Source organism: Lichenibacterium minor (assembly GCF_004137685.1).
In the GTDB taxonomy this organism is placed as follows: domain Bacteria; phylum Pseudomonadota; class Alphaproteobacteria; order Rhizobiales; family Beijerinckiaceae; genus Lichenihabitans; species Lichenihabitans minor.
This window is the reverse complement of the sequence record NZ_QYBB01000010.1, coordinates 93,936-114,380: the sequence shown is the minus strand read 5'-3', so window position 1 is coordinate 114,380 and position 20,445 is coordinate 93,936. Positions and strand designations below refer to the sequence as shown.

The following is a 20,445-nucleotide window of genomic DNA, read 5'->3' as shown; positions in this document are numbered from 1 at the left end:
TGGCGTCAAAGCGGGCCCGCGACAAGGCGTCGCCGTCGCTTTGACGGGCGTGGACGGTCGAAATCCGTCGCGATGCCCCGCGAACGCCGGACGTCCGCGGAAAGTGCCGCCCGCCGGCCCCCTGACCCCCGTTTGTTTTTATTTCGCCCGCCGGGCGCTTTCGGCCTCGCTATTCCGGTCCTTGGCACTCACAGTTCTGGAGTGCCAAGCCCGCTCCCGGGCGCCGGCCCGGCGCCGTCCGCGGCGCCCTTCGAAAGATCCGACCCCATGGCCGCCAAAGACGTCCGCTTCTCCTCCGATGCCCGCGACCGCATGCTGCGCGGCATCACCATCCTGGCCGACGCCGTGAAGGTCACGCTGGGGCCGAAGGGCCGCAACGTGGTGATCGACAAGACCTACGGCGCCCCGCGCATCACCAAGGACGGCGTCACCGTCGCCAAGGAGATCGAACTCGCCGACAAGTTCGAGAACATGGGCGCCCAGATGGTGCGCGAGGTCGCGTCCAAGACCAACGACCTCGCCGGCGACGGCACCACCACCGCCACTGTGCTGGCCGCCGCGATCATGCGCGAAGGCATGAAGCTCGTCGCCGCCGGCATGAACCCGATGGACCTGAAGCGCGGCATCGACCTCGCCGTCACGGCCGTCGTGGCCGACATCAAGGCCCGCGCCAAGAGCATCGCATCGTCGGAGGAGATCGCCCAGGTGGGCACGGTCGCGTCCAACGGCGACAAGGCCGTGGGCGACATGATCGCGGAAGCCATGGGCAAGGTCGGCAAGGAGGGCGTCATCACGGTCGAGGAGGCCAAGACCGCCGAATCCGAACTCGACGTCGTCGAAGGCATGCAGTTCGACCGCGGCTACCTCAGCCCCTACTTCATCACCGACGCGCAGAAGATGACGGTGGAGCTCGAGGATCCCTACATCCTCATCCACGAGAAGAAGCTGTCTTCGCTCCAGGCCATGCTGCCGATCCTCGAAGCCGTGGTGCAGACCGGCAAGCCGCTGCTCATCGTCGCCGAGGACATCGACGGCGAAGCGCTGGCGACGCTGGTGGTCAACAAGCTGCGCGGCGGCCTCAAGGTCGCGGCCGTGAAGGCCCCCGGCTTCGGCGACCGCCGCAAGGCCATCCTGGAGGATGTCGCCGTTCTGACGGCCGGCCAGACCGTGTCGGAAGACCTCGGCATCAAGCTCGAGAACGTGTCCCTGGAGATGCTCGGCCGGGCGAAGCGGGTCCGCATCGACAAGGAGACCACCACGATCATCGACGGCGCCGGCGCCAAGGCCGACATCGACGCCCGCGTGGCGCAGATCAAGGCGCAGATCGCCGACACGACGTCGGACTACGACAAGGAAAAGCTGCAGGAGCGGCTGGCCAAGCTTTCGGGCGGCGTCGCGGTGATCCGCGTCGGCGGCTCGACCGAGGTCGAGGTGAAGGAGCGCAAGGACCGCGTCGACGACGCGCTGCACGCGACCCGCGCCGCCGTCGAGGAGGGCATCGTGCCGGGCGGCGGCATCGCGCTGCTGCGCGCCCGCCTCGCCGTCGGCGACATCAAGGCCGACAACCCCGACGTGAAGGCCGGCATCTCGATCCTGCTGAAGGCGCTGGAGGCCCCCATCCGCCAGATCGTCGCCAACGCCGGCGTCGAAGGCTCGACCGTGGTGTTCAAGGTCGGCGAGAACGCGTCGCCGACCTTCGGCTTCGACGCCTACCGCGAGCGCTACGTCGACATGCTGGAAGCCGGCATCGTCGACCCCGCCAAGGTGGTGCGCGTGGCGCTGCAGGACGCCGCCTCGGTGGCGGGGCTGCTCATCACCACCGAGGCCATGGTGGCCGATCGTCCCCAGAAGGACGCGCCCGCCATGGGCGGCATGGGCGGCGGCGGCATGGGGGGCATGGGCGGGATGGATTACTGAACCCGCCGGACCCGGCACTGCGGCAGGCGTTCGCGGGTCGGCCCGCGGACGCCTGGCGCCCCTGAAAGCGAAACGAGGCGGGATGGCGTCGGGCGAGCCCGCGCCGTCCCGCCTTTGGTTCGGAGCCTCGGGCATCCCGCCTTGACAGGCGGGGCCCATCCCGGGCCTTCTTGCCCGAAGAGAAGCCCGACGCAGTCGCGGGCACTCTTCCAAGGGATAGCCGAGGGGAAGGGACGCATCGTGACGATGGCGCTGGACAGGTCGGATCGGGCCGTGATGGACGGTGCCGTCCGGCACCTCGTGACCCACTACAACCCCAAGGGCAACAGGGTCGGGTGGCTGATGCTGTCCTCGATCCTGGTCGAGGCCTGGGATCTGTACTCCATCGCCTTCGTGCTGGTCTTCATCAAGGACCAGTACCATCCGGACCCGTTCCTGCTCGGCCTCGCCGCCGCCGCCACCCAGGGTGGCGCGCTGGTCGGCGCCATCCTGGGCGGCTGGCTCGCCGACAAGGTCGGGCGACGCATCATGTTCCTCACCACCATGGTGCTGTTCATCGTGCTGGCGGTGGCCCAGGCCTTCGTCACCAGCGTCGGCTGGCTCGTGGTGGTCCGGCTGCTGCTCGGGGTGCCGCTCGGCTCCGACATCTCCAACGGCTACACCTACATCATGGAATCCATGCCCAAGGGCGTGCGCGAGGTGATGGGCAACCGTTGGCAGTTCATGTTCGCGGTGGGCGAGGTGCTGACGCTGGCGGTGATCGCCGTGTTCCTGCTGGCCGGCCTCGACCACGAGATGCTGTGGCGGGTGACGCTGGGCCTCGGCGCCCTGCCCGCGCTGGTGATCCTGCTGATGCGCCACGACCTGCCCGAGACGGCGGTCTGGCTGATCCGCCACGGGCGCTTCCGCGAAGCCAAGCGCACCACCTTGGCGATGTACGGCGACGAGCTCGCCATGCTGCCCGACCGCGACGTGGCGGTGCCGAAGCCGCGGCCGACCGCCTTCCTGGCCGACCTGCGCAAGGACCCGATCCGCTGGCGCGCCACGATCTTCGGTTGGATCGCCTGCTTCGCCCAGGGCGCCGAATTCGCCACCTTCGGCTTCTACCTGCCGGTGCTGTTCACCATGGTGGGCGTGTCGTCCGTGCTGGGCAACAACTTCGTCCTGATGGCGCTCTACAGCCTGGCCGCCGTGTCGGGCTGGGTCGGGCCGCTGCTGACGCCGAAGATCGGCCATCGCGGCATCTCCATCGCGGGCTTCTCCATCGTGCTGGTGTCGCTGGTGGTCGCCGCCTGGGCGATCTGGGCCGGCCACAACACGGTGCTGCCCTTCGCCGCCGCGGCCATGCTGTGGGGTCACTATTGGGACGCCTCGAACTGCATGACGATCCCGACCCTGGTGGCCCGATCGGAATATCGCGGCACGGCGAGCGGCTTCGCCTACATGTTCGTGAAGCTGCCCTCCTTCCTGTCGATCTTCCTGTTCCCGCCGCTGTTCACCGCCGTGGGGCAGGCCGCCGCCACGCTGTTCGTGTGCATCTTCCCGCTCTGCGGCCTGCTCGCCGCGATCTTCATCCTGCCCGAAGTCTACGGTTTCGACGGGGATTGAGGCGGCGTCCGGCCGAACGGCCGGACGAGGATCGCCGCCCCGCGCGGCACGGCATCGACGCCGCAGGACCGACGATGCGTCGCCCGTCCCGCGGCGTGACCCGGCGGGCACGAGCCCCCGGGCGGGACCGGCCGGCACGAGCGGACCCTACGGGAACCCCGCGCCCTCGGGGGCCGGCGCCGTCACAGCGCGTTCGCGTAGATGGCGCGCGCGTCCGCGGGGGTCATCTCGCGCGGGTTGTTGACGAGGAGCCGCGTCTGACGCATCGCGTCGGCGGCGAGCCGGTCGAGATCGCCCTCCCCGATGCCGACGGCCGACAGGGTGGCCGGCACGCCGCAGTCCCGGCCGATCGCGTCCAGCGCGTCGACCAGCATCCCGGCGGCCTCGGCTTCGGGCCGCCCCGCCGCGGCGGGGTCCACGATGGGCGCCAGTTCGGCGTAGAGCGCCGCGGCGTCGGGCAGGTTGAACCGCATCACGCCCGTCAGCACCAGCGCGTTCGACAGGCCGTGCGGCACGTGGAACAGCGCCCCGATCGGGTAGGCCAGCGCATGCACGGCCGCCACCGGCGCGTTGGCGAAGGCCATGCCGGCGAGGCTGGCGCCGAGCAGCATGTCGGAGCGCGCCGCGAGGTCGGCGCCGTCGCGGCAAGCGGTCCGGATGCTGCCGGACAACAAGGCCAGCGCTTGGCGGGCGAACTGGTCCGACAGGGGGTTCTTGCGGTGGCGGCTGGTGTAGGCCTCGATGGCATGCACCATGGCGTCGATGCCCGTCGCGGCCGTGACGGCGGCGGGGAGGCCGAGCGTCAGCTCGGGATCCAGGATGGCCCAATCGGGGAGGAGGCGCGGCGACACCACGCCCTTCTTCTCCTGCGACGGCGTCGTCACGATGGCGATGGGCGTGACCTCGGAGCCCGTGCCGGAGGTCGTCGGGACCAGGACCAGGGGCAGGCGCTGCCCCTTCGCCAGGCCGACCCCGTAGAGCGCGTCGAGCGGCTCGTCCGAGCGCGCCAGGTAGGCGACGAGCTTGGCGGTGTCGAGCGCCGAGCCGCCGCCGATCGACAGCACGAGGTCGACGTCCTCCGCCCGCGCCCGGGCCGCCGCGGCCTCGACCACGGCCGCCGGAGGGTCCGCCACCACGGCGTCGAAGACCGTGTAGGCGATCCCGGCCGCCGCCAGGGACGCTTCCGCGGCCCGCGTCAGACCGGCGCCGCGCACGCCGGCATCCGTCACCAGCAGGACGCGCCGCGCACCGCACTGGCCCACGACATCGGCGATGCCCGCCGACGCGCCCGGGGCGAACAGGATGTTGGGACAGGTTTGAAACGTGAAGGAAGACATGCTCTGCGCTCCGTCAGCGTGCCGGACCTCGTGTGGACGTCGGCGCCGATCGGCGGCGGCGGCCTCAGGGCGCGGCGCGGGCCAGGCGACGGGCCCTGAGGGCGCCGAACTGGCCCGGCCGCGGCTCCAGGTCGAGGACGTAGCGCTTGAGGATGGTGGAACGATCCCGCAACCGTGAGCGCGACCGCCCGGCCCGCGCCGGGCCGTTGTCCCCGAAGGCGTCCGCGGGGGCGGGTGCGAGTTGGACGGACGGGGCCGGAACGGGCTCGGCCGCCCCGGAAGCGGGCTCCAGCCAGGCCGGCCCCTCGTCGGCGAAGCCGTAGCTCCGCATCGCGGCAGCGGCATCGTAGTGACCGTCGGGGGTGGCGGTCGGGAAAGCCACCGTCACCGGCGCCTTCGGCTTGTTCTTGGAGCCCGGCTTGCGGCCGCGCCTCGGCCGCTCCGCCGACGTGTCGGGCCCCATCTCGGCCATGGGCGCCGTCAGGTGGGGCTTCGGCTTGTTCTTGGAGCCGGGTTTGCGGCCCCGGCGGACAGGCGGCGGTGCGTCTTCGACCACCGGTTCCGGTTCCACCAGCGACCTCAGTATTCGCCCGCTCGATGCATCGCCCTGTGCCAAGCCCGCAGCTTCCGCCTTCGTTTCGGCCTTCGGTGCGCCGCCGAACAGCATGGCTTCCGCGCTGCTGAACCTGTCCGAGACGGGATCGGGCGAAGCGAAAGCCGCCCTGTTCGTGCCTCGCTTGACTTCGACGACAAACCTTTTCGGCTGAAACTTCATCAGAGTTGCACTTTTTGATCGATACGGAGGATCCTTGGCGCTCGGTTCGCTCAGCGACGCCGCTTCCTCTCAGAAAAAACTTTGATGTCCGAGGTTAGAAGACGGTTTGAACCGAATCAAGGTGTCGAGCCCAGTCTTGCACCGCCGACACCGTGTTTTCGGCATGTTAGCCTAACGAAAACGTGGGATTCCGACCTGGACGGGGCGTTATCCTAGACCGGAAGCCGCTTCCGGACCGCGACGGTGGCTCCCGACGACCGCATCCGATGCGGTGCGGCCAAGCGTTGCGCCGCGGCAAGGATCGATTCGGCGCAACGCACCGGACCTCTGCAAGATCTCGGATGCGGGGCCGTGCCGGGGCAGTTCGCGAAGGCTCCGCACCGGTGCCGTCGAAGTGCGGGCGGCGTTCGGGACGGCGGCGATGCTCTCCCTCGAGGTTCCGGCGGAGCGGCGATGCCTCCCCGCGCCGCTCCGGTGTCGCCGAAACGGCCGCTCGGGTCCCCCGACACTGTTCCGCGACCCGGATGTCGAACCCGGTGCCGTGGCTCGACGGTGTCGGCCGCCGGATCCCGGGACGGGAAGCCGGGAACGTCGCCGGCCCGCAGTCGGCGAGAACGGGACGCGTCCGGTCGCCGGGACCTGCGGCCCTCGTGCCGTCAGGGCCGCTTCGCCCGGCTCCGCCCGTCGCGGCGGTCCCGGGTTTGGCGGGTCGGGGCGTGGAAGTCGTCGGGCTTGGTGCGCACCCAGGCGAGGAACTCGGCCAGCGCGGGGTCGGCCTTGAGGCTGTCCACGTCGTTGAGCCGCCGGGCGAGCTCGCTTTCCGAGAACCGCGCGTGGATGGCGCTGTGGCACACTTGGTGGAGGTGGACAGTGCCGAGCTTGGCGCCCCCCTTCAGCTTGGGCACGAGGTGGTGCCGGCTCGATTTGGCATGGGGCGGGATGGGGCGGTCGCACAGCGGGCAGACGGGGGGCGGCTGCGGCGGGGGGGCCCCGCGGCCCTCGCGGTCACGCCGCATGGGCGGAAGCGTCGGTGATCGTCATGGGGCGGATCTGGGAAGGGGCCGCGGCGCGCGCAACTGCGGCAACCCGCCGGGCCGAGCGACCGAACCAAGCGACACCCCGCCGCATTCACGCTGCATCCACGCGACATTTCAGGGGAGTAGCCCATGCCGTCCACGACGCTCAGCGACAAGGCCATCGCGGTCTTCGCCTTCGCGGCCTACCATCAGTTGTCGTCCGGCGAGGCCGTCATCGACGTCGTGCTGAAGGACGGGGCCGGGCATTCCGCCGATCCCCAGGCCATCGAGGAACTCGAAGCCGCCGACCTCGCCAAGAAGGACGGCGACCGCGCCGCCTTCACGGATGCCGGCAAGGCCAAGCTCGAAGCCGTGATCACGGCGCTCCGCGGCGCCTGAACGCGCGAACCGACGCTTCGCCGGTCGGGACCGGGCCGCGGTTGCCGCGCGCCCCCGACCGGCCGTTCGAAGCGAACGCGACGCGCCCACGGCCCCCGGGCGCGCCGGGAGCCGCCGGTTTCGGCCGGAAGCGTTTCGCCCGTCCCGCCTGGAGGATCTCCCCATGTCCGCTCGTCAGACGCCGGCGCAGAAGAAGACCGTCGCCCGCGTGATGCACGAGTTCAAGCACGGGGAACTGCATCAGAACGACGGCTCCGTCGTCACCGACAAGCGGCAGGCCATCGCGGTGGCGCTGAGCGAGGCCGGCGCCAGCGACCGCGTGGACGAGGACACGAACCGCCACAACGCGCGGAGGACGGCGGATCAGGAGCAGCGCGGCGTCACGGCGCGGGACCTGCACGAGGGCACGACCACGCGGGCCGCGCTCTACGCCGAAGCTAGGCGCCGGGACGTCCCGGGCCGGTCGAAGATGACGAAGGCGGACCTGCAGCGGGCATTGCTGAAGTAGCGCGTCGACCGCCGGCAGGCTTTCGCCCGCCGGTCGCGCCCTTACGGCGTCGGCGCGCCGGGCTGCCGAGACGCTTCCGCGTCGGCGAAGGCGGGATCGGCGCTGCAGCGTTCGAGGATCGCCGTCAGGGTCGGCGTCTTCGGCATGTCGAGCTTGAAGATGCGCCCGATCATCGCCAGGCCGGAGGCGCAGATGTCCGCGACCGTGACGCTGTCGCCGTGGCAGAAGCGGCCCGTGTCGGGGCTGGCCGCCAGCTTGGCTTCCAGGCTTTCCATCCCGGTCCCCACCCAATGGGTCGTCCAGGCGCGCCAGGCGTCCTGGTCGAAGCCGCCGACCGTCGTGAGGTATCGGCGCAGGCGCGGCACGATGAGGGGATGGGTGTCGCAGGCGACGTCGCAGGCCAGGGCCCGCACCCGCGCCCGGCCCCGGGCGTCGGCCGGCAGCAGCGGCGGCTCGGGATAGCGCTCCTCGATGTATTCGAGCAGCGCCAACGATTGCGTCAACGGCGGCAGGTCGCCGTCGACCAGCGCCGGCACGGCCCCCATGGGGTTGCGGGCGAGGAACTCCGGCGAACGCTGCTCGCCCGCGTCGAGGTCGACCGGGATCTCGCGGAAGGCGACGCCCTTGAGGTTCAGCGCCACGCGCACGCGATACATCGCGTTGGAGCGCCAATGCCCGTAGACCTCGATCTCGCTCTGATGGTGCGTCATGCAGCTTCTCCCTCGTCCCGCCGGGGCTCTTCCAGGGTGACGCCGTTGGCCTTCGCGCGGAAGTCGGACGACGCCGCGTAGATGGCCTTGCGCACCCGCATGATGGCGCCGAGCGGCCGGTGCGCCGCGATGCCGTGCCAGGGGCTGAACGACATGCGGTCGTCGATGCGGGCGTGCTTGGCGTCGTCCCAGGCGTCCTGGGGCGCGGCGGTGATGCGCGCCACCGGCACGTAGGGGCTTTCGTCCTCGGGCCAAGGCACGGACGCGTCCTCGATCGGCATCGTGTCGGTGGACGTATTGAGCTGCACGCACAGCTCCCACTCGGCGGAGTTCACGGCGAAGAAGGCCGACACGGCGTCGCGCAGGCCGTCGGGTTTGCCATCGACGTCCAGCGGCGCGTCCGTGAGGCGCTTGATGTCCGGCGAGGCCGGCCGCACCGCCACCTTGGCGACGTGCTCGCCGTAAAGGATCGGCACCTGGCTGTAGAAGGTTTCGCCCAGGATGTGGGTTTCGGGCTGGCCACCGAGCGCCAGCAGCGTGCCGCTCTTGCCCCCGAAGGCTTCCACGATGCTTTCCGCCCCCCGCATGGCGGCCGAGAAGGCCTTCTTCAGAACCTGCGGGGCGTCGGTCGAGGCCGCGAGCGGCTTCAGGCTCTTCAGGAACTGCTTCGGCGTGCCGGCCGAGAACGCGGGGGCGTTGGCCATGACGAAGTCCTGGTTCCCGCCAGGGGCGTCGGGGAGGCGCTCGCCCTCGACGCCGATCACCTTCACGGCGAGGCCGCGCGGGGTCGACACGCTGTCGTCGAGCACGTCGCCCGGGTTGGTCGACAGGCGCATGATCACCGGATAGGTGCCGGGCTCGGCGAAGATGCCCTGCGCCAGCGCGGCGGGCAGGCCGCCCAGCACCCGCATCTCGGCCCGCAGCAGCCCGTGGCTCTTGGCGTGGACGCCGCGCTCGGCGTGGCCGCTGTCCTTGAACACCGTCCCCTCGATCGTGTCGAACTGGGCGATGATGTCCCGCGTGACCTGCGCTTCGTCGGGCTCGGGCTGTTCGAGGTCGGGCCGGTAGCGGATGGGGAAGGGCGGGGCCGCGATGGTCATGGGGCGATCGTCACCGTTCGACGGGCGGGAGGTACGGCGCCAACCGTGACATGCGCGGGGGAGTTCCGACCCGACGCGACTCCGGGCCAGGGCTGGCGGCACCGCGGCCTCCGGGGCCGCGGCGCGACGCCCGCGCGACGTCGCGGAGCATGGACGGGCGGCCGGACGGACTTCGGCGCTGGATTCGCCGGGGCTGTCCGGCTAAGCCTTGCGCGCCCATCCATCCCGGAGGGCCCGGGGTTGCGATGATGTCGGACGGGACCCGCCGCGCCGGGACGTTCCGAGGATCGATCGATGTCCAACCCGCTGCAAGACCTCGTCGCCTTCCTGACGGCGAACACGGGCGACTTCAACGCGCTCGGCGCGGCGAAATACGTGGTGGTGCTGACCTTCTACGCCCTGATGGTGTGCAGCGTGATCCTGCTCGCCGTGAATCTCAGGCAGGACCGGGCGCAGCGCAGCGGGACGCTGCTGTGGTTCTGGGCCGTCCGCGTGCTCGTCGGCTGCCTGTGGTTCCAGGGCATGCTGTGGACGCTGCCCTTCGGCACGCAGAACGTCCTCTCCTCCTGGACGCAGCAGGTGGCGGGGCGCGCCGCCGTCCCGCAGCTGGCCTCCTTCGTCGGCGACGTCGTCGTGCCGCATTTCTCGCTCTTCGACCCGCTGGCCTTCCTCGTCGCGTTCGGCTTCGCCACGGCCTTCATCCTCGGGCTCTTCGTGCGGGTCGCCGGGATCGGCAGCATGATCGTGGCCCTGGCACTGTGGGTCGGCCTCTACGGCCAGCGGCCCGGCGACCCGGCGGAATGGCCGTGGAGCTACGTGTTCCTCGCCCTGCTGGGCGGCACCCTGGCGACCGTCGCGGCCGGCCGCGCCATGGGCGCCGATGCCTGGATCCGGCGCAACGTTCCGTCCGTGCGCGACCGCCGTGTCGCGGGCTGGCCCCTGCGCATCCTGACCTGAACCGGAACGGCCCGCCCCGCCGCGGGCCGGCGCCCGCCATCGCCGCCGGACCTGGGCCGGCCTCCGATCCATGAGGCTTCCCACCCCGGAGCGTCTCGCCCCATGCGCATCGCGGTCCTCGCCGACGTCCACGGCAACCGCCACGCCCTCGCCGCCGTGACGGCCGACCTCCGCCGCCAGTCCCCCGACCTCGTGGTGAACCTCGGCGACCTCGTGTCCGGCCCCTTCGACCCCGCCGGCAGTGCCGACGCCCAGATGGCGCTCGGCGCCGCGACGCTGATGGGCAACCACGACCGCTGGGTGCTGGAAGGCCCGCCCGCCGGCTATAGCGACGACGCCCTCGCCCGCACGGCCCTGTCGGACGCCCACAGGAACTGGATGGCGGGCCTGCCACCGACGTTGTCGCTCGACGGCGGCGACGTCTTCGCCTGCCACGGCAGCCCGGCCGGAGGCGACCTCGACTATCTGCTGGAGGACGTGGACACCGGCCGGGCCCTGCTGGCGAGCCCCGATCGTATCCGGCCCCGCCTCGGCGGCATCGGCGCGGCGCGGCTGGTGCTGTGCGGCCATTCGCACACGGCCCGGACGGTCAGCCTCGACGGGCTGCTGATCGTCAACCCCGGCAGCGTCGGCCTGCCGGGCTATGCCGACGATCTCCCCGTGCCCCACGTCATGGAGGCGGGCACGACCCATGCCCTCTACGCGGTCGTCGAGCGCACGGGTTCCGGCTGGACGGCGGCCCTGCGCGCCGTCCCCTACGACCACGAGGCCGCCGCCCGCGAGGCCGAGCGGGCCGGCCGGCCCGCGATCGCCCATTCGGTCCGCACCGGTCGCATGCCGGCGTGATGCGCACGAGGCCGCAGGTCGGGGAGGTCCCTTGTGGGCGGCCGTTCGCCGGGTTAGGATCCTAACCGATGAGTTCTGTTCCGCCCGCGATCGCCGCACCGGCCGACGCCCGTGCGGAGCGGCGAGAGGCGGCGATGCGGCGTTCCGGTCTGGCTATGGCACTCCTCGTCGCCGCGGCGGCGCCCGCCGCCGCGCAGGCGCCCCCCGGCGGGCCGCCGGCCGTGGGCGTGATCAAGGTGACCAAGCACCCCGTCACGGAAACCAACCGCTTCATCGGCCGCATCCAGGCGACGGCGCGCGTCGACATCGTGGCCCGCGTGACGGCCTACCTCGACAGCTACGTCTTCAAGGAAGGCGACGAGGTCAAGAAGGGCCAGCTCCTGTACAAGCTGGAGCAGCCGCCGTTCCAGGCCGCCGTGGAGGCCGACCAGGGCGCGGTGGCGCAGTTCCAGGCGCAGCTCGCCAACGCCAACGTCACGCTGCAGCGCGCCAACACGCTGATCAACACGCCGGCCGGCCTCCAATCCAACGTCGATTCCGCCAAGGCCACTCAGGGCAACGTGCAGGGCCAGCTCCTGACCGCCCAGGCCCAGCTGAAGACCGCGCAGATCAACCTCGGCTACACCACGATCACGTCGCCCATCGACGGCAAGATCGGGCAAACCAACGTCACCGCCGGCAACGTCGTGTCGCCGTCGAGCGGCACGCTCACGACTGTGATCGGGCAGGACCCGATGTACATCGTGTTCCCGGTGTCGGTGCGCTCGCTGCTGGAACTGCGCGACCGCTACGTGCCGCTCGGCGGCTTCGACGCCATCCGGCTCCGGATCGTGCTGCCGGACGGCCGCACCTACGGGCAGACCGGGGCGCTCAACTTCGTCAACAACACGGTGGCGACCAACACCGACACGGTGACGCTGCGCGGCACCATCGCCAACCCGGCGCTGCCGCAGAAGGGCGTCGATACGGTGGTGCGGGAACTCTACGACGGCGAGTTCGTGACCGTGCTGCTGGAAGGCGCGCAGCCGGTGGACCTCCTCGCCATCCCCCAGGCCGCGGTGCTGACCGACCAGGGGGGCTCCTACGTCTACGTGGTGGGCGACGACAAGGTCGTGAGCCGCCAGAACGTGCAGCTCGGCCAGACCGAGCCGCCCCAGGTGGCGGTCGTGTCCGGCCTGAAGGAGGGCCAGACCATCGTGGTCGACGGCCTGCAGCGCGTGCGCGTCGGCCAGCCCGTCAACCCCGGCCCGCCCCCGCCCAGTGCCACCGAGGCGGCCCAGAAAGCCGCGCAGTGACGACGACCGCGTTCAGGAACGAGACCGGCCCCGCATGATCTCCTCCGTCTTCGTCGACCGGCCGCGCCTCGCGATCGTCATCTCGATCATCGTCACCATCGCGGGGGCGCTGTCCATCCTGCGCATCCCGGTGGCGCAGTTCCCCGACATCGTGCCGCCGCAGGTGCAGGTGGCGGCGACGTACCCGGGCGCAGCCGCGTCCGTGGTCGAGACCGCGGTCGCGCAGCCGCTCGAAGCCCAGATCGTGGGCGTCGACCAGATGCTGTACATGAAGTCGTCCTCCGGCAACGACGGCTCCTACAACCTCACGGTCTCGTTCGCGCTCGGCACCGACCCGAACATCGACACCGTCAACGTCAACAACCGCGTCCAGACGGCGCTGTCGCAGCTGCCCGCCGAGGTCCAGGCCGAGGGCCTGACGGTGCAGAAGCGCTCGTCCTCCGTGCTGCAGTTCATGATGTTCTACAGCGACACGGGCCAGCAGGACCCGCTGTTCATCACCAACTACGTGCTGATCAACGTGCTCGACGAGCTGTCGCGCACGCCCGGGGTGGGCCAGGCGTCGCTGTTCGGCAAGCTCAACTATTCGATGCGGATCTGGTTCGACGTCCAGCGCCTGAACAACCTCAGCATGGCGCCGTCGGAAGTCGTCGCCGCCATCGACACGCAGAACGTCCAGGCGCCGGTGGGGCGCATCGGCGCGCGGCCGATCTCGGACGAGCAGCAGTTCCAATATAACCTGCAGACCCAGGGCCGCCTGACCACGCCGGAAGAGTTCGGCGACATCGTCATCCGCGCCAACCCGGACGGGTCGACCGTCAAGGTCAAGGACGTGGCGCGCATCGAGCTCGGGGCGCAGAACTCGGACAACTTCAGCCGGCTCGACGGCAAGCCCGCCGTCGCCATCGGCATCTACCTGTCGCCCGGCGCCAACGCGGTGAACACGGCGGCGGCCGTCAACGCGACCCTCGCCAAGGTCGGCAAGCGCTTCCCCGAGGGGCTGAAGACCAAGGTGGTCTACGATTCCACCACCTTCGTGCGCGACACGATCTCGGAGGTGCTGAAGACGCTCGGCGAAGCCTTCGTGCTCGTCGTCATCGTGGTGTTCCTGTTCCTCGGCAACCTGCGCGCCACGCTGATCCCGGCCATCGCGGTGCCGGTGAGCCTCATCGGCACCTTCGCGGTGCTGCTGGTCTTCGGCTTCTCGGCCAACACCGTGTCGCTGCTCGCCATGGTGCTGGCCATCGGCATCGTGGTCGACGACGCCATCGTGGTTGTGGAGAACGTCGAGCGGGTCATGGAGGAGCACCCGGAGATGACGCCGGGCGAGGCCACCAAGCAGGCCATGCGCGAGATCACCGCCCCCATCGTGGCGATCACGCTGGTGCTGCTGTCGGTGTTCGTGCCCCTGGCCTTCATCCCGGGCCTCACCGGCGTCCTGTTCCGGCAATGCGCCGTGACGATCTCGATTGCCATGCTGATCTCGGCCATCAACGCGCTGACGCTGTCGCCCGCGCTGTGCGGTATCTTCCTGCGTCCGAGCGGCCACCGGCGCGGCATCATGGGCCGCGTGCTCAACGGCATCGACAAGACGCGGGACGGCTACGCCTGGATCGTGGCGCGGCTGGTGCGGTTCTCCATCGTGTCGATCGTGGTGATCGCCGGCTTCGCGGTGGCGATCTACTTCGCGGCGCTGAAGACCCCGACGGGCTTCCTGCCCGAGGAGGACCAGGGCGCCTTCTTCGTGGTGATCCAGCTCCCCGACGGGGCCTCGGTCAACCGCACGGGCGAAACCGTGAAGACCATGGAGGACCTGCTCCTCAAGTTGCCGCAGGTGGCCGACACCTTCGCGGTGGTGGGCTACTCGTTCCTCGACAGCGTCAGCGAACCCAACGCCGGCTTCATGGTGGTGAAGCTGAAGCCCTTCGAGGACCGCACGGCGGCGGCCGACTCGGTGCAGGCCACCATCGGCACCGTGTTCAAGGACGCGCAGCAGATCCGCTCGGGCAACGTCATCGCCTTCAACCTGCCGCCCATCATCGGCCTGTCGACCTCGGGCGGCTTCGAATACGACCTCGAAGCCCTGCAGGGGCAGGATCCCGCGGTGATCGGCTCGGCCGCTCAGGGGCTGATCGCGGCCGCCAACGCCAGCCCCGACCTGCAGCGCGTGTTCACGACCTTCACGGCCTCGAACCCGTCGCTCTACCTCGACATCGACCGCGCCAAGGCGTCCGCCCTGGGCGTCAACGTCGGGGACATCTTCAACGTACTGCAGTCGACGCTGGGCGGCACCTACATCAACAACTTCAACCTTTACGGCCGCACCTGGCAGGTCAACATCGAGGGCGAGGCCAAGGACCGCGCCGACATCGCCGACATCTGGCAGATCTACGTCAAGAACAAGAACGGCGGCGAGGTGCCGCTGCGGTCCCTGGCGTCGATCCGCGTCGTGCAGGGCCCGCAGGTCATCACCCGCTACAACAACTACCGCGCGATCCCCATCCAGGGCAGCCCGAAGGCCGGCATCTCGTCGGGCGCCGCGCTCAGCGCCATGGCGGACGTGTCCGACAAGACCCTGCCGACCGGCTACAGCTACGAATGGACCGGCACGGCCTACCAGGAATACCAGTCGGCCGGAAAGACCGGCTACGTGCTCGGCTTCGCCATCCTGTTCGCCTACCTGTTCCTGGTGGCGCTCTACGAAAGCTGGCTCATCCCCGTGTCGGTGCTGCTCAGCGTCACGGTGGGCGTGTTCGGCGCCTTCATGGGCATCATCATGGCCGGGCTGGTGCTCGACCTCTACGCCCAGGTCGGGCTCGTGGTGCTGGTGGCCCTGGCGGCCAAGAACGGCATCCTCATCGTGGAGTTCGCCAAGGACCGCCGCGCCGAGGGCGTCCCGCTGCTCGACGCCGCCATCGAGGGCGCGAGCCAGCGGTTCCGCGCCGTCATCATGACGTCGATCGCCTTCGTGCTGGGCCTGTTGCCGCTGGTGATCGCGGAAGGTGCCGCCAAGCTCAGCCGGCGCGACGTCGGCACGCCGGTCTTCGCCGGCATGATCGTGTCCTCGGTGGTGGGGCTGTTCCTGATCCCGATGCTCTACGTGGTGTTCCAGCGCGTCGCGGAATGGCTCGACCGCAAGCGGGGCATCGCGCCGCCGAAGTCGCGCGAGGAGCGTGACGCGGACGCGCGACGCGGGGGCGACGGGGACGCGCCGGCGCCGGCCTGACGCGCGCCGGCACTTCAGCCCGCGAGGGGCACGGTCGCCGTCGTCACACGTCGAGCGGCTTCAGCCCCGCCTCGATTTTCCGCCGGCGCCCTTCCAGGAACGGCGGCAGCGACAGGGTTTCGCCGAGCCGGTCCATGGGTTCGTCGGTGGCGAAGCCCGGCCCGTCCGTGGCGATCTCGAACAGCACGCCGCCCGGCTCGCGGAAATACAGGCTGCGGAAGTAGAAGCGGTCGACCGGCCCGCTCGACGCCACCCGCAGCGCCTCGAGCCGCTCGACCCAGCCCCGGTAGGTGTCCTCGTCCGGCGTGCGCAGCGCGACGTGGTGGACGCCTCCGGCCCCCTGCCTCGCGGCGGGCTTCCCGGGCTCGTCGAGCAGGTGGAGTTCCTTCGCGGTCTCGCCGCCGCCGTCCATGGCGTAGACGTGGGCTTCGGCGTCCCCGTCCCGGTAGGAGCGCACGCGCTCCATCCCCAGCACGTCGCGCAGCACCGCGTCGGTGGCGGCGAAGCGCGCGGTGCTGAGCGTGATCGAGCCGAGGCCGAGCACCTGGTAGTCGCGCGGCACCGGGCCGCCGAGCCAGGGGTGGTGCGGCGCGCTGCCGGGGTCGGCGACCAGGGACAGGCGCTGGCCTTCCGGGTCCTCGAAGTCGAGCACCAGCCGCCCGTCGCGTTCGGCGATCGTCCCGTGCGGAACGCCCGCCGAGGCGAGCCGGTCCTTCCACCATTCGAGCGCGTCGCGCCCCGGCACGCGCAGGCCCGTGCGGACCACGGCGCCGGTGCCGCGCCGCTCGCGCGCGGCGGGCCAGTCGAAGAAGGTGACGTCCGATCCCGGCGACGCGAGGCCGTCGGCGTAGAACAGGTGGTAGGCCGACACGTCGTCCTGGTTCACGGTCTTCTTCACCAGCCGCAGCCCCAGCACCTGCGTGTAGAAGCGGTGGTTGGCGGGCGCGTCGGCCGTGATGGCGGTGAGGTGGTGGAAGCCTGTGAGGACCATGGGGGACTCCGCGTGGGTTGAACGACGGAAAAAGCCGGGCACCCGCGAGGATGCCCGGCTTTCCGGTCGAGGTCGATGGGACGGGGACTACGCCGCTCGCCGCACCAACCGGATGATCAGCAGGAGGATCACGGCGCCGATGACGGCGTCGATGATGGCCGCGATGATGCCGGCGCCGAGGTAGATGCCGAGCGCGGGCAGGACGTAGCCGGCGATGATGGCGCCGACGATCCCGACCACGATGTCGCCGATGATGCCGAAGCCGCCGCCCTGCACGAGAAGGCCGGCCAGCCAGCCGGCGATGCCGCCGACGATGATCCAGGTGATGATAGAAGCGCCGTCGATCGGCATGGTGTTTTTCCCCGACGAGATGTGCACCCGGGACGGATGCATCTGGCGGAAGAACTGGCACGGGCCGATATGGTTCCGGTCAAGCTTGAGGTTGGCCCGGAGACTTTCGCTCGCGGCGGCAGCGGTCCGAGCAGTACCTCACCTCGTCCCACACCTTTTCCCACTTCTTCCGCCAGGTGAAAGGCCGCCCGCAATGGGCGCAGATCTTGGTCGGGAGGTCGGCTTTCTTGCGCATCGAACGGTGTCCGGCGACGGTGCTCTCACATGGTGGCGGATGGGCGATCCCGCATCACGCGATGATGTCGGGCGTCATCTGGTCCTCGAGAAAGGACAGGCGGTCGCGGAGCGCGAGCTTGCGCTTCTTGAAGCGCTGCACCTGGAGCTGGTCGACGCGGCCGAGGTCGATCAGCGCCTCGATGGCGGCGTCGAGGTCGCGGTGCTCCTCGCGCAGGCGGTCGAGCTCGCCCTGGAACGACACGCGCTCATCGTCGGTCAGGTCCTTCGCCATCGCCGGATCGCACTCCCCTGCGGCCACAGGCCTCCTTATCGCCCCGACTCGGGGTCGGCCGCAAGGCGGCGAAGCCGAAGCTTCGGAACGGCTTAGCTTTCTGGGCGCGGCGCTGCAACTCGGCATCCATCGGGCCGTTGAAGCCCCGAACCGCCGCGAAGCCCGGGCGTCCATGGCCCGGCGCACCATCGCGGGCCGACCCGCCAGGCCGAGCGCCACCGACAGCGAAGGGACGCCCCGTGTCCGACGACCATTATGACGTCATCATCATCGGCAGCGGCCCCGGCGGCGGCTCCATGGCCCACAGCCTCGCCCCCACGGGCAAGCGCATCCTCATCCTCGAGCGCGGCCCCTACCTGCCCCGCGAGCAGGACAACTGGAACGCCAAGACGGTCTTCGTCGACGGCAAGTACCAGGTCGACGAGACCTGGTACGGGGCCGACGGCTCGTCCTTCAAGCCGGGCCTGCACCGCTACGTCGGGGGCAATTCCAAGGTCTACGGCGCGGCGCTGTTCCGGCTGCGCGAGCGGGACTTCGAGGAGGTGCGCCACCCGGACGGCATTTCCCCGGCCTGGCCGGTCGGCTACGACGCCTTCGAGCCCTATTACACAGCGGCCGAGAAGCTGTTCCACGTCCACGGCAAGATCGGCGAGGACCCGAACGAGCCGCGCCGCACCGGCGACTTCCCCTACAAGCCGGTCAGCCACGAGCCCCTGATCGAGAAGCTGAGCGCGTCCTGGGCGCAGCAGGGCCTGCACCCGTTCCACATGCCGATGGGGATCCTGCTCGACGAGGACAAGCACGGCAAGCCGACGCCGACCAGCATCTGCATGCGCTGCGACGCCTTCGACGGCTTCCCCTGCCTGCTGAACGGCAAGGCCGACGCCCAGGTCGTCTGCATCGACCCCACGATCGCCCGGTTCAAGAACGTCACCCTGCTGACCGAGGCCTATGCCAAGCGCCTGGAAACCACCCCGGACGGCAGAACGGTGAAATACGTCCACGTCGACCGCGGCGGCGTCATGGAGCGCTATTCGGCGGACCTGTTCGTCGTGGCGGGCGGGGCGCTGTCGTCGGCCCAGCTGATGCTGCGCTCCTACGGGCCGCACCACGACAACGGCCTCGCCAACGGCTCCGACCAGGTCGGGCGCAACTACATGCGCCACAACCAATCGGTGCTGATGGCTTTCCTCAAGGAGAAGAACACCACGGTGTTCCAGAAGACCCTGGGGTGCAGCGACTTCTACTTCGGCGACGAGGACTATCCCCACCCCATCGGCCTGATCCAGATGTGCGCCACGACGCACGGCGACCAGGTGCGGGGCGAGGAGGTGCCGCACTGGCTGAACGACTTCCTGCCCCAGATGCCGTTCAACAAGATCGCCGACCATGCCCTGGACTTCTGGCTGTCGAGCGAGGATCTGCCGATCCCCGAGAACCGCATCCGCTACGAGGGCGAGAAGGTGTTCCTCGACCTGACCGAGACCAACATGGAAGCGCATCGGCAGCTGACGAAGCGGCTGGAGCGCGTGATGAGGGCGTCCGGTTCGGCCCCCTTCCTGCTCGAGCGCAACCTGTACCTCGGCAAGGACATCCCGATCGGCGGCACGGCGCACCAGGCCGGCACGATGCGCTTCGGCACCGACCCGAACACTTCGGTCCTCGACGTGAACTGCAAGGCGCACGAGCTCGACAACCTGTATTCCACGGACGCGGGCTTCTTCCCCTCGATCGGCGCCGTCAACCCGACGCTGACCATCGTCGCCAACGCGCTGCGCGTCGCCGACCACCTGCGCGAGCGGCTGGGCGCCAAGGGCGTGCCGGCGGCGCAGCCGGCGGTGGGCAACAGCTACGTGCTGGCCGGCCATTCCCCCGCGCTCGAGCCCGCGTGAGGCCCTCGGCGGCCTGACGAGAAACGCCCGGGGCGCGCATGCGGCCCCGGGCCCCGCCGACGGGGGCGGATCCTTCGACAACCAGGCTCGGGCGACGACATGGCCGACGACTACGAGATCATCGACCCGCGGTTCAAGCGGATGGTGCTGCCCAACGCGGCGCTCGTGAAGCTCGGCGAAGGCTTCGCGTGGCTCGAAGGCCCGGTCTGGTTCGCGGACGGGCAGTTCCTGCTCGTGTCGGACCTGCCGAGCAACCGCGTGATGCGCTGGACGTCGTCGGGCGGGATGTCGGTGTTCCGGGACCCGAGCGACTTCGAGAACGGCCACGCCCGCGACGGGCAGGGCCGGCTCATTTCCTGCTCGCACCACGGCCGCATCACCCGCACCGAGATCGACGGGCGCGTCACCGTTCTGGCCGACGCCTACCGGGGCAAGCCGCTGAACTCCCCCAATGACGTCGTGGTGAAGTCGGACGGCACGATCTGGTTCAGCGACCCCCCCTACGGCACCAACACCGATTACGAGGGCGGCAAGCGCGAAGCCCTTCTCCCCGCCAACCTGTACCGCCTGGACCCGCGCGACGGCTCCCTGACCGTCGTGGCCGACGACTTCGAGGGTCCGAACGGCCTGGCCTTCTCGCCGGACGAGAGGCTGCTCTACGTGGCGGAGACCGGCGGCCAGTTCGACGTCGATCCGAAGCAACATATCCGCGTCTTCGACGTCAGCGAGGACGGGACGCGGCTCGGGGCGGGGCGCCGGTTCTTCGCGGTGTCGCCCGGCAACAGCGACGGCTTCCGCGTCGACGAGGACGGCAACGTGTGGACCGGCGCGGGCGACGGCGTCCACTGCATCTCGCCCGAAGGCGACCTGCTCGGCAAGATCAAGGTGCCGTTCACGGTGGCCAACGTCGAGTTCGGCGGCCGCAACCGCGCGCAGCTCTTCATCTGCGCCTCCCACACGCTCTACGCCATCTACACCAACGTGCGAGGGGCCCGACGCCCATGAGCCA

General features: G+C 70.2%; 19 protein-coding genes. 10 read left to right on the top strand and 9 right to left on the bottom strand.

Annotation, left to right across the window (positions count from 1 at the left end):
• The first annotated feature begins 267 nt into the window (after positions 1 to 267).
• Both groL and D3273_RS11170 read left to right on the top strand, forming a co-directional pair.
• On the top strand, positions 268 to 1,917 hold the full coding sequence (gene groL, locus D3273_RS11175; RefSeq protein ID WP_129226493.1) for a chaperonin GroEL: 1,650 nt from the start codon (positions 268 to 270) through the stop codon (positions 1,915 to 1,917).
• Positions 1,918 to 2,154: 237 nt separating this feature from the next.
• Positions 2,155 to 3,525: an MFS transporter gene (locus tag D3273_RS11170; RefSeq protein ID WP_428977769.1), complete on the top strand. Its 1,371-nt coding sequence runs from the start codon at positions 2,155 to 2,157 to the stop codon at positions 3,523 to 3,525.
• A 182-nt stretch (positions 3,526 to 3,707) separates the two neighbouring features.
• Here D3273_RS11170 and D3273_RS11165 read toward each other — a convergent pair whose 3' ends face one another.
• From D3273_RS11165 to D3273_RS11155, 3 genes are all read right to left on the bottom strand, one after another.
• Positions 3,708 to 4,862, bottom strand: coding sequence for an iron-containing alcohol dehydrogenase (locus D3273_RS11165; protein WP_129226491.1), 1,155 nt, complete (start codon positions 4,860 to 4,862; stop codon positions 3,708 to 3,710).
• Positions 4,863 to 4,926: 64 nt separating this feature from the next.
• A complete protein-coding gene (locus tag D3273_RS11160) occupies positions 4,927 to 5,433 on the bottom strand; it encodes a hypothetical protein (RefSeq protein ID WP_129226489.1) in 507 nt (168 codons plus the stop codon).
• Positions 5,434 to 6,293: 860 nt separating this feature from the next.
• The gene (locus tag D3273_RS11155; RefSeq protein WP_129226487.1) at positions 6,294 to 6,653 is read right to left on the bottom strand and encodes a restriction endonuclease; all 360 of its coding nucleotides are present in this window, start codon (positions 6,651 to 6,653) and stop codon (positions 6,294 to 6,296) included.
• Between the two features lie 150 nt (positions 6,654 to 6,803).
• Between D3273_RS11155 and D3273_RS11150 the strand changes: the two genes are divergently transcribed.
• Positions 6,804 to 7,052, top strand: a complete 249-nt coding sequence (locus D3273_RS11150; RefSeq protein ID WP_129226485.1) for a hypothetical protein — start codon at positions 6,804 to 6,806, stop codon at positions 7,050 to 7,052.
• Between the two features lie 163 nt (positions 7,053 to 7,215).
• Positions 7,216 to 7,560 (top strand): DUF6496 domain-containing protein, encoded by a 345-nt coding sequence (locus D3273_RS11145; protein ID WP_129226483.1) that lies wholly within the window; start codon positions 7,216 to 7,218, stop codon positions 7,558 to 7,560.
• A gap of 41 nt (positions 7,561 to 7,601) precedes the next feature.
• Here D3273_RS11145 and maiA read toward each other — a convergent pair whose 3' ends face one another.
• Together maiA and D3273_RS11135 are read right to left on the bottom strand one after the other, a co-directional pair.
• A complete protein-coding gene (gene maiA, locus D3273_RS11140; protein ID WP_245501110.1) occupies positions 7,602 to 8,270 on the bottom strand; it encodes a maleylacetoacetate isomerase in 669 nt (222 codons plus the stop codon).
• Complete coding sequence (locus D3273_RS11135) at positions 8,267 to 9,370, bottom strand: catalase family protein (RefSeq protein WP_129226481.1); 1,104 nt, start codon at positions 9,368 to 9,370, stop codon at positions 8,267 to 8,269. The genes maiA and D3273_RS11135 overlap by 4 nt, the downstream gene beginning before the upstream one ends.
• A gap of 294 nt (positions 9,371 to 9,664) precedes the next feature.
• Between D3273_RS11135 and D3273_RS11130 the strand changes: the two genes are divergently transcribed.
• The 4 genes from D3273_RS11130 (at position 9,665) to D3273_RS11115 (ending at position 15,694) form a co-directional block, all read left to right on the top strand.
• Entirely contained in the window at positions 9,665 to 10,327 is a 663-nt protein-coding gene (locus tag D3273_RS11130; protein ID WP_129226479.1) for a DoxX family protein, read from the top strand.
• Between the two features lie 102 nt (positions 10,328 to 10,429).
• Positions 10,430 to 11,173, top strand: a complete 744-nt coding sequence (locus D3273_RS11125; RefSeq protein WP_129226477.1) for a metallophosphoesterase family protein — start codon at positions 10,430 to 10,432, stop codon at positions 11,171 to 11,173.
• 155 nt (positions 11,174 to 11,328) lie between these two features.
• Positions 11,329 to 12,468 (top strand): efflux RND transporter periplasmic adaptor subunit, encoded by a 1,140-nt coding sequence (locus tag D3273_RS11120; RefSeq protein ID WP_245501109.1) that lies wholly within the window; start codon positions 11,329 to 11,331, stop codon positions 12,466 to 12,468.
• Positions 12,469 to 12,502: 34 nt separating this feature from the next.
• A complete protein-coding gene (locus D3273_RS11115; protein WP_129226473.1) occupies positions 12,503 to 15,694 on the top strand; it encodes an efflux RND transporter permease subunit in 3,192 nt (1,063 codons plus the stop codon).
• Positions 15,695 to 15,737: 43 nt separating this feature from the next.
• On the opposite strand, the gene D3273_RS11110 is transcribed toward D3273_RS11115, so the two are convergent.
• From D3273_RS11110 to D3273_RS11095, 4 genes are all read right to left on the bottom strand, one after another.
• Positions 15,738 to 16,685, bottom strand: a complete 948-nt coding sequence (locus D3273_RS11110; protein WP_129226471.1) for a ring-cleaving dioxygenase — start codon at positions 16,683 to 16,685, stop codon at positions 15,738 to 15,740.
• A gap of 87 nt (positions 16,686 to 16,772) precedes the next feature.
• Positions 16,773 to 17,036, bottom strand: a complete 264-nt coding sequence (locus D3273_RS11105) for a GlsB/YeaQ/YmgE family stress response membrane protein (protein ID WP_129226469.1) — start codon at positions 17,034 to 17,036, stop codon at positions 16,773 to 16,775.
• Between the two features lie 79 nt (positions 17,037 to 17,115).
• Positions 17,116 to 17,271: a DUF2256 domain-containing protein gene (locus D3273_RS11100; RefSeq protein ID WP_129226467.1), complete on the bottom strand. Its 156-nt coding sequence runs from the start codon at positions 17,269 to 17,271 to the stop codon at positions 17,116 to 17,118.
• 54 nt (positions 17,272 to 17,325) lie between these two features.
• The gene (locus D3273_RS11095) at positions 17,326 to 17,544 is read right to left on the bottom strand and encodes a YdcH family protein (RefSeq protein ID WP_129226465.1); all 219 of its coding nucleotides are present in this window, start codon (positions 17,542 to 17,544) and stop codon (positions 17,326 to 17,328) included.
• Between the two features lie 239 nt (positions 17,545 to 17,783).
• On the opposite strand from D3273_RS11095, the gene D3273_RS11090 reads away from it, so the two are divergent.
• Together D3273_RS11090 and D3273_RS11085 are read left to right on the top strand one after the other, a co-directional pair.
• Positions 17,784 to 19,436 carry a GMC oxidoreductase gene (locus D3273_RS11090; protein WP_129226463.1) on the top strand — a complete coding sequence of 551 codons (1,653 nt, stop codon included), beginning with the start codon at positions 17,784 to 17,786 and terminating at the stop codon, positions 19,434 to 19,436.
• 99 nt (positions 19,437 to 19,535) lie between these two features.
• A complete protein-coding gene (locus D3273_RS11085) occupies positions 19,536 to 20,441 on the top strand; it encodes an SMP-30/gluconolactonase/LRE family protein (RefSeq protein ID WP_129226461.1) in 906 nt (301 codons plus the stop codon).
• Positions 20,442 to 20,445: the final 4 nt, after the last annotated feature.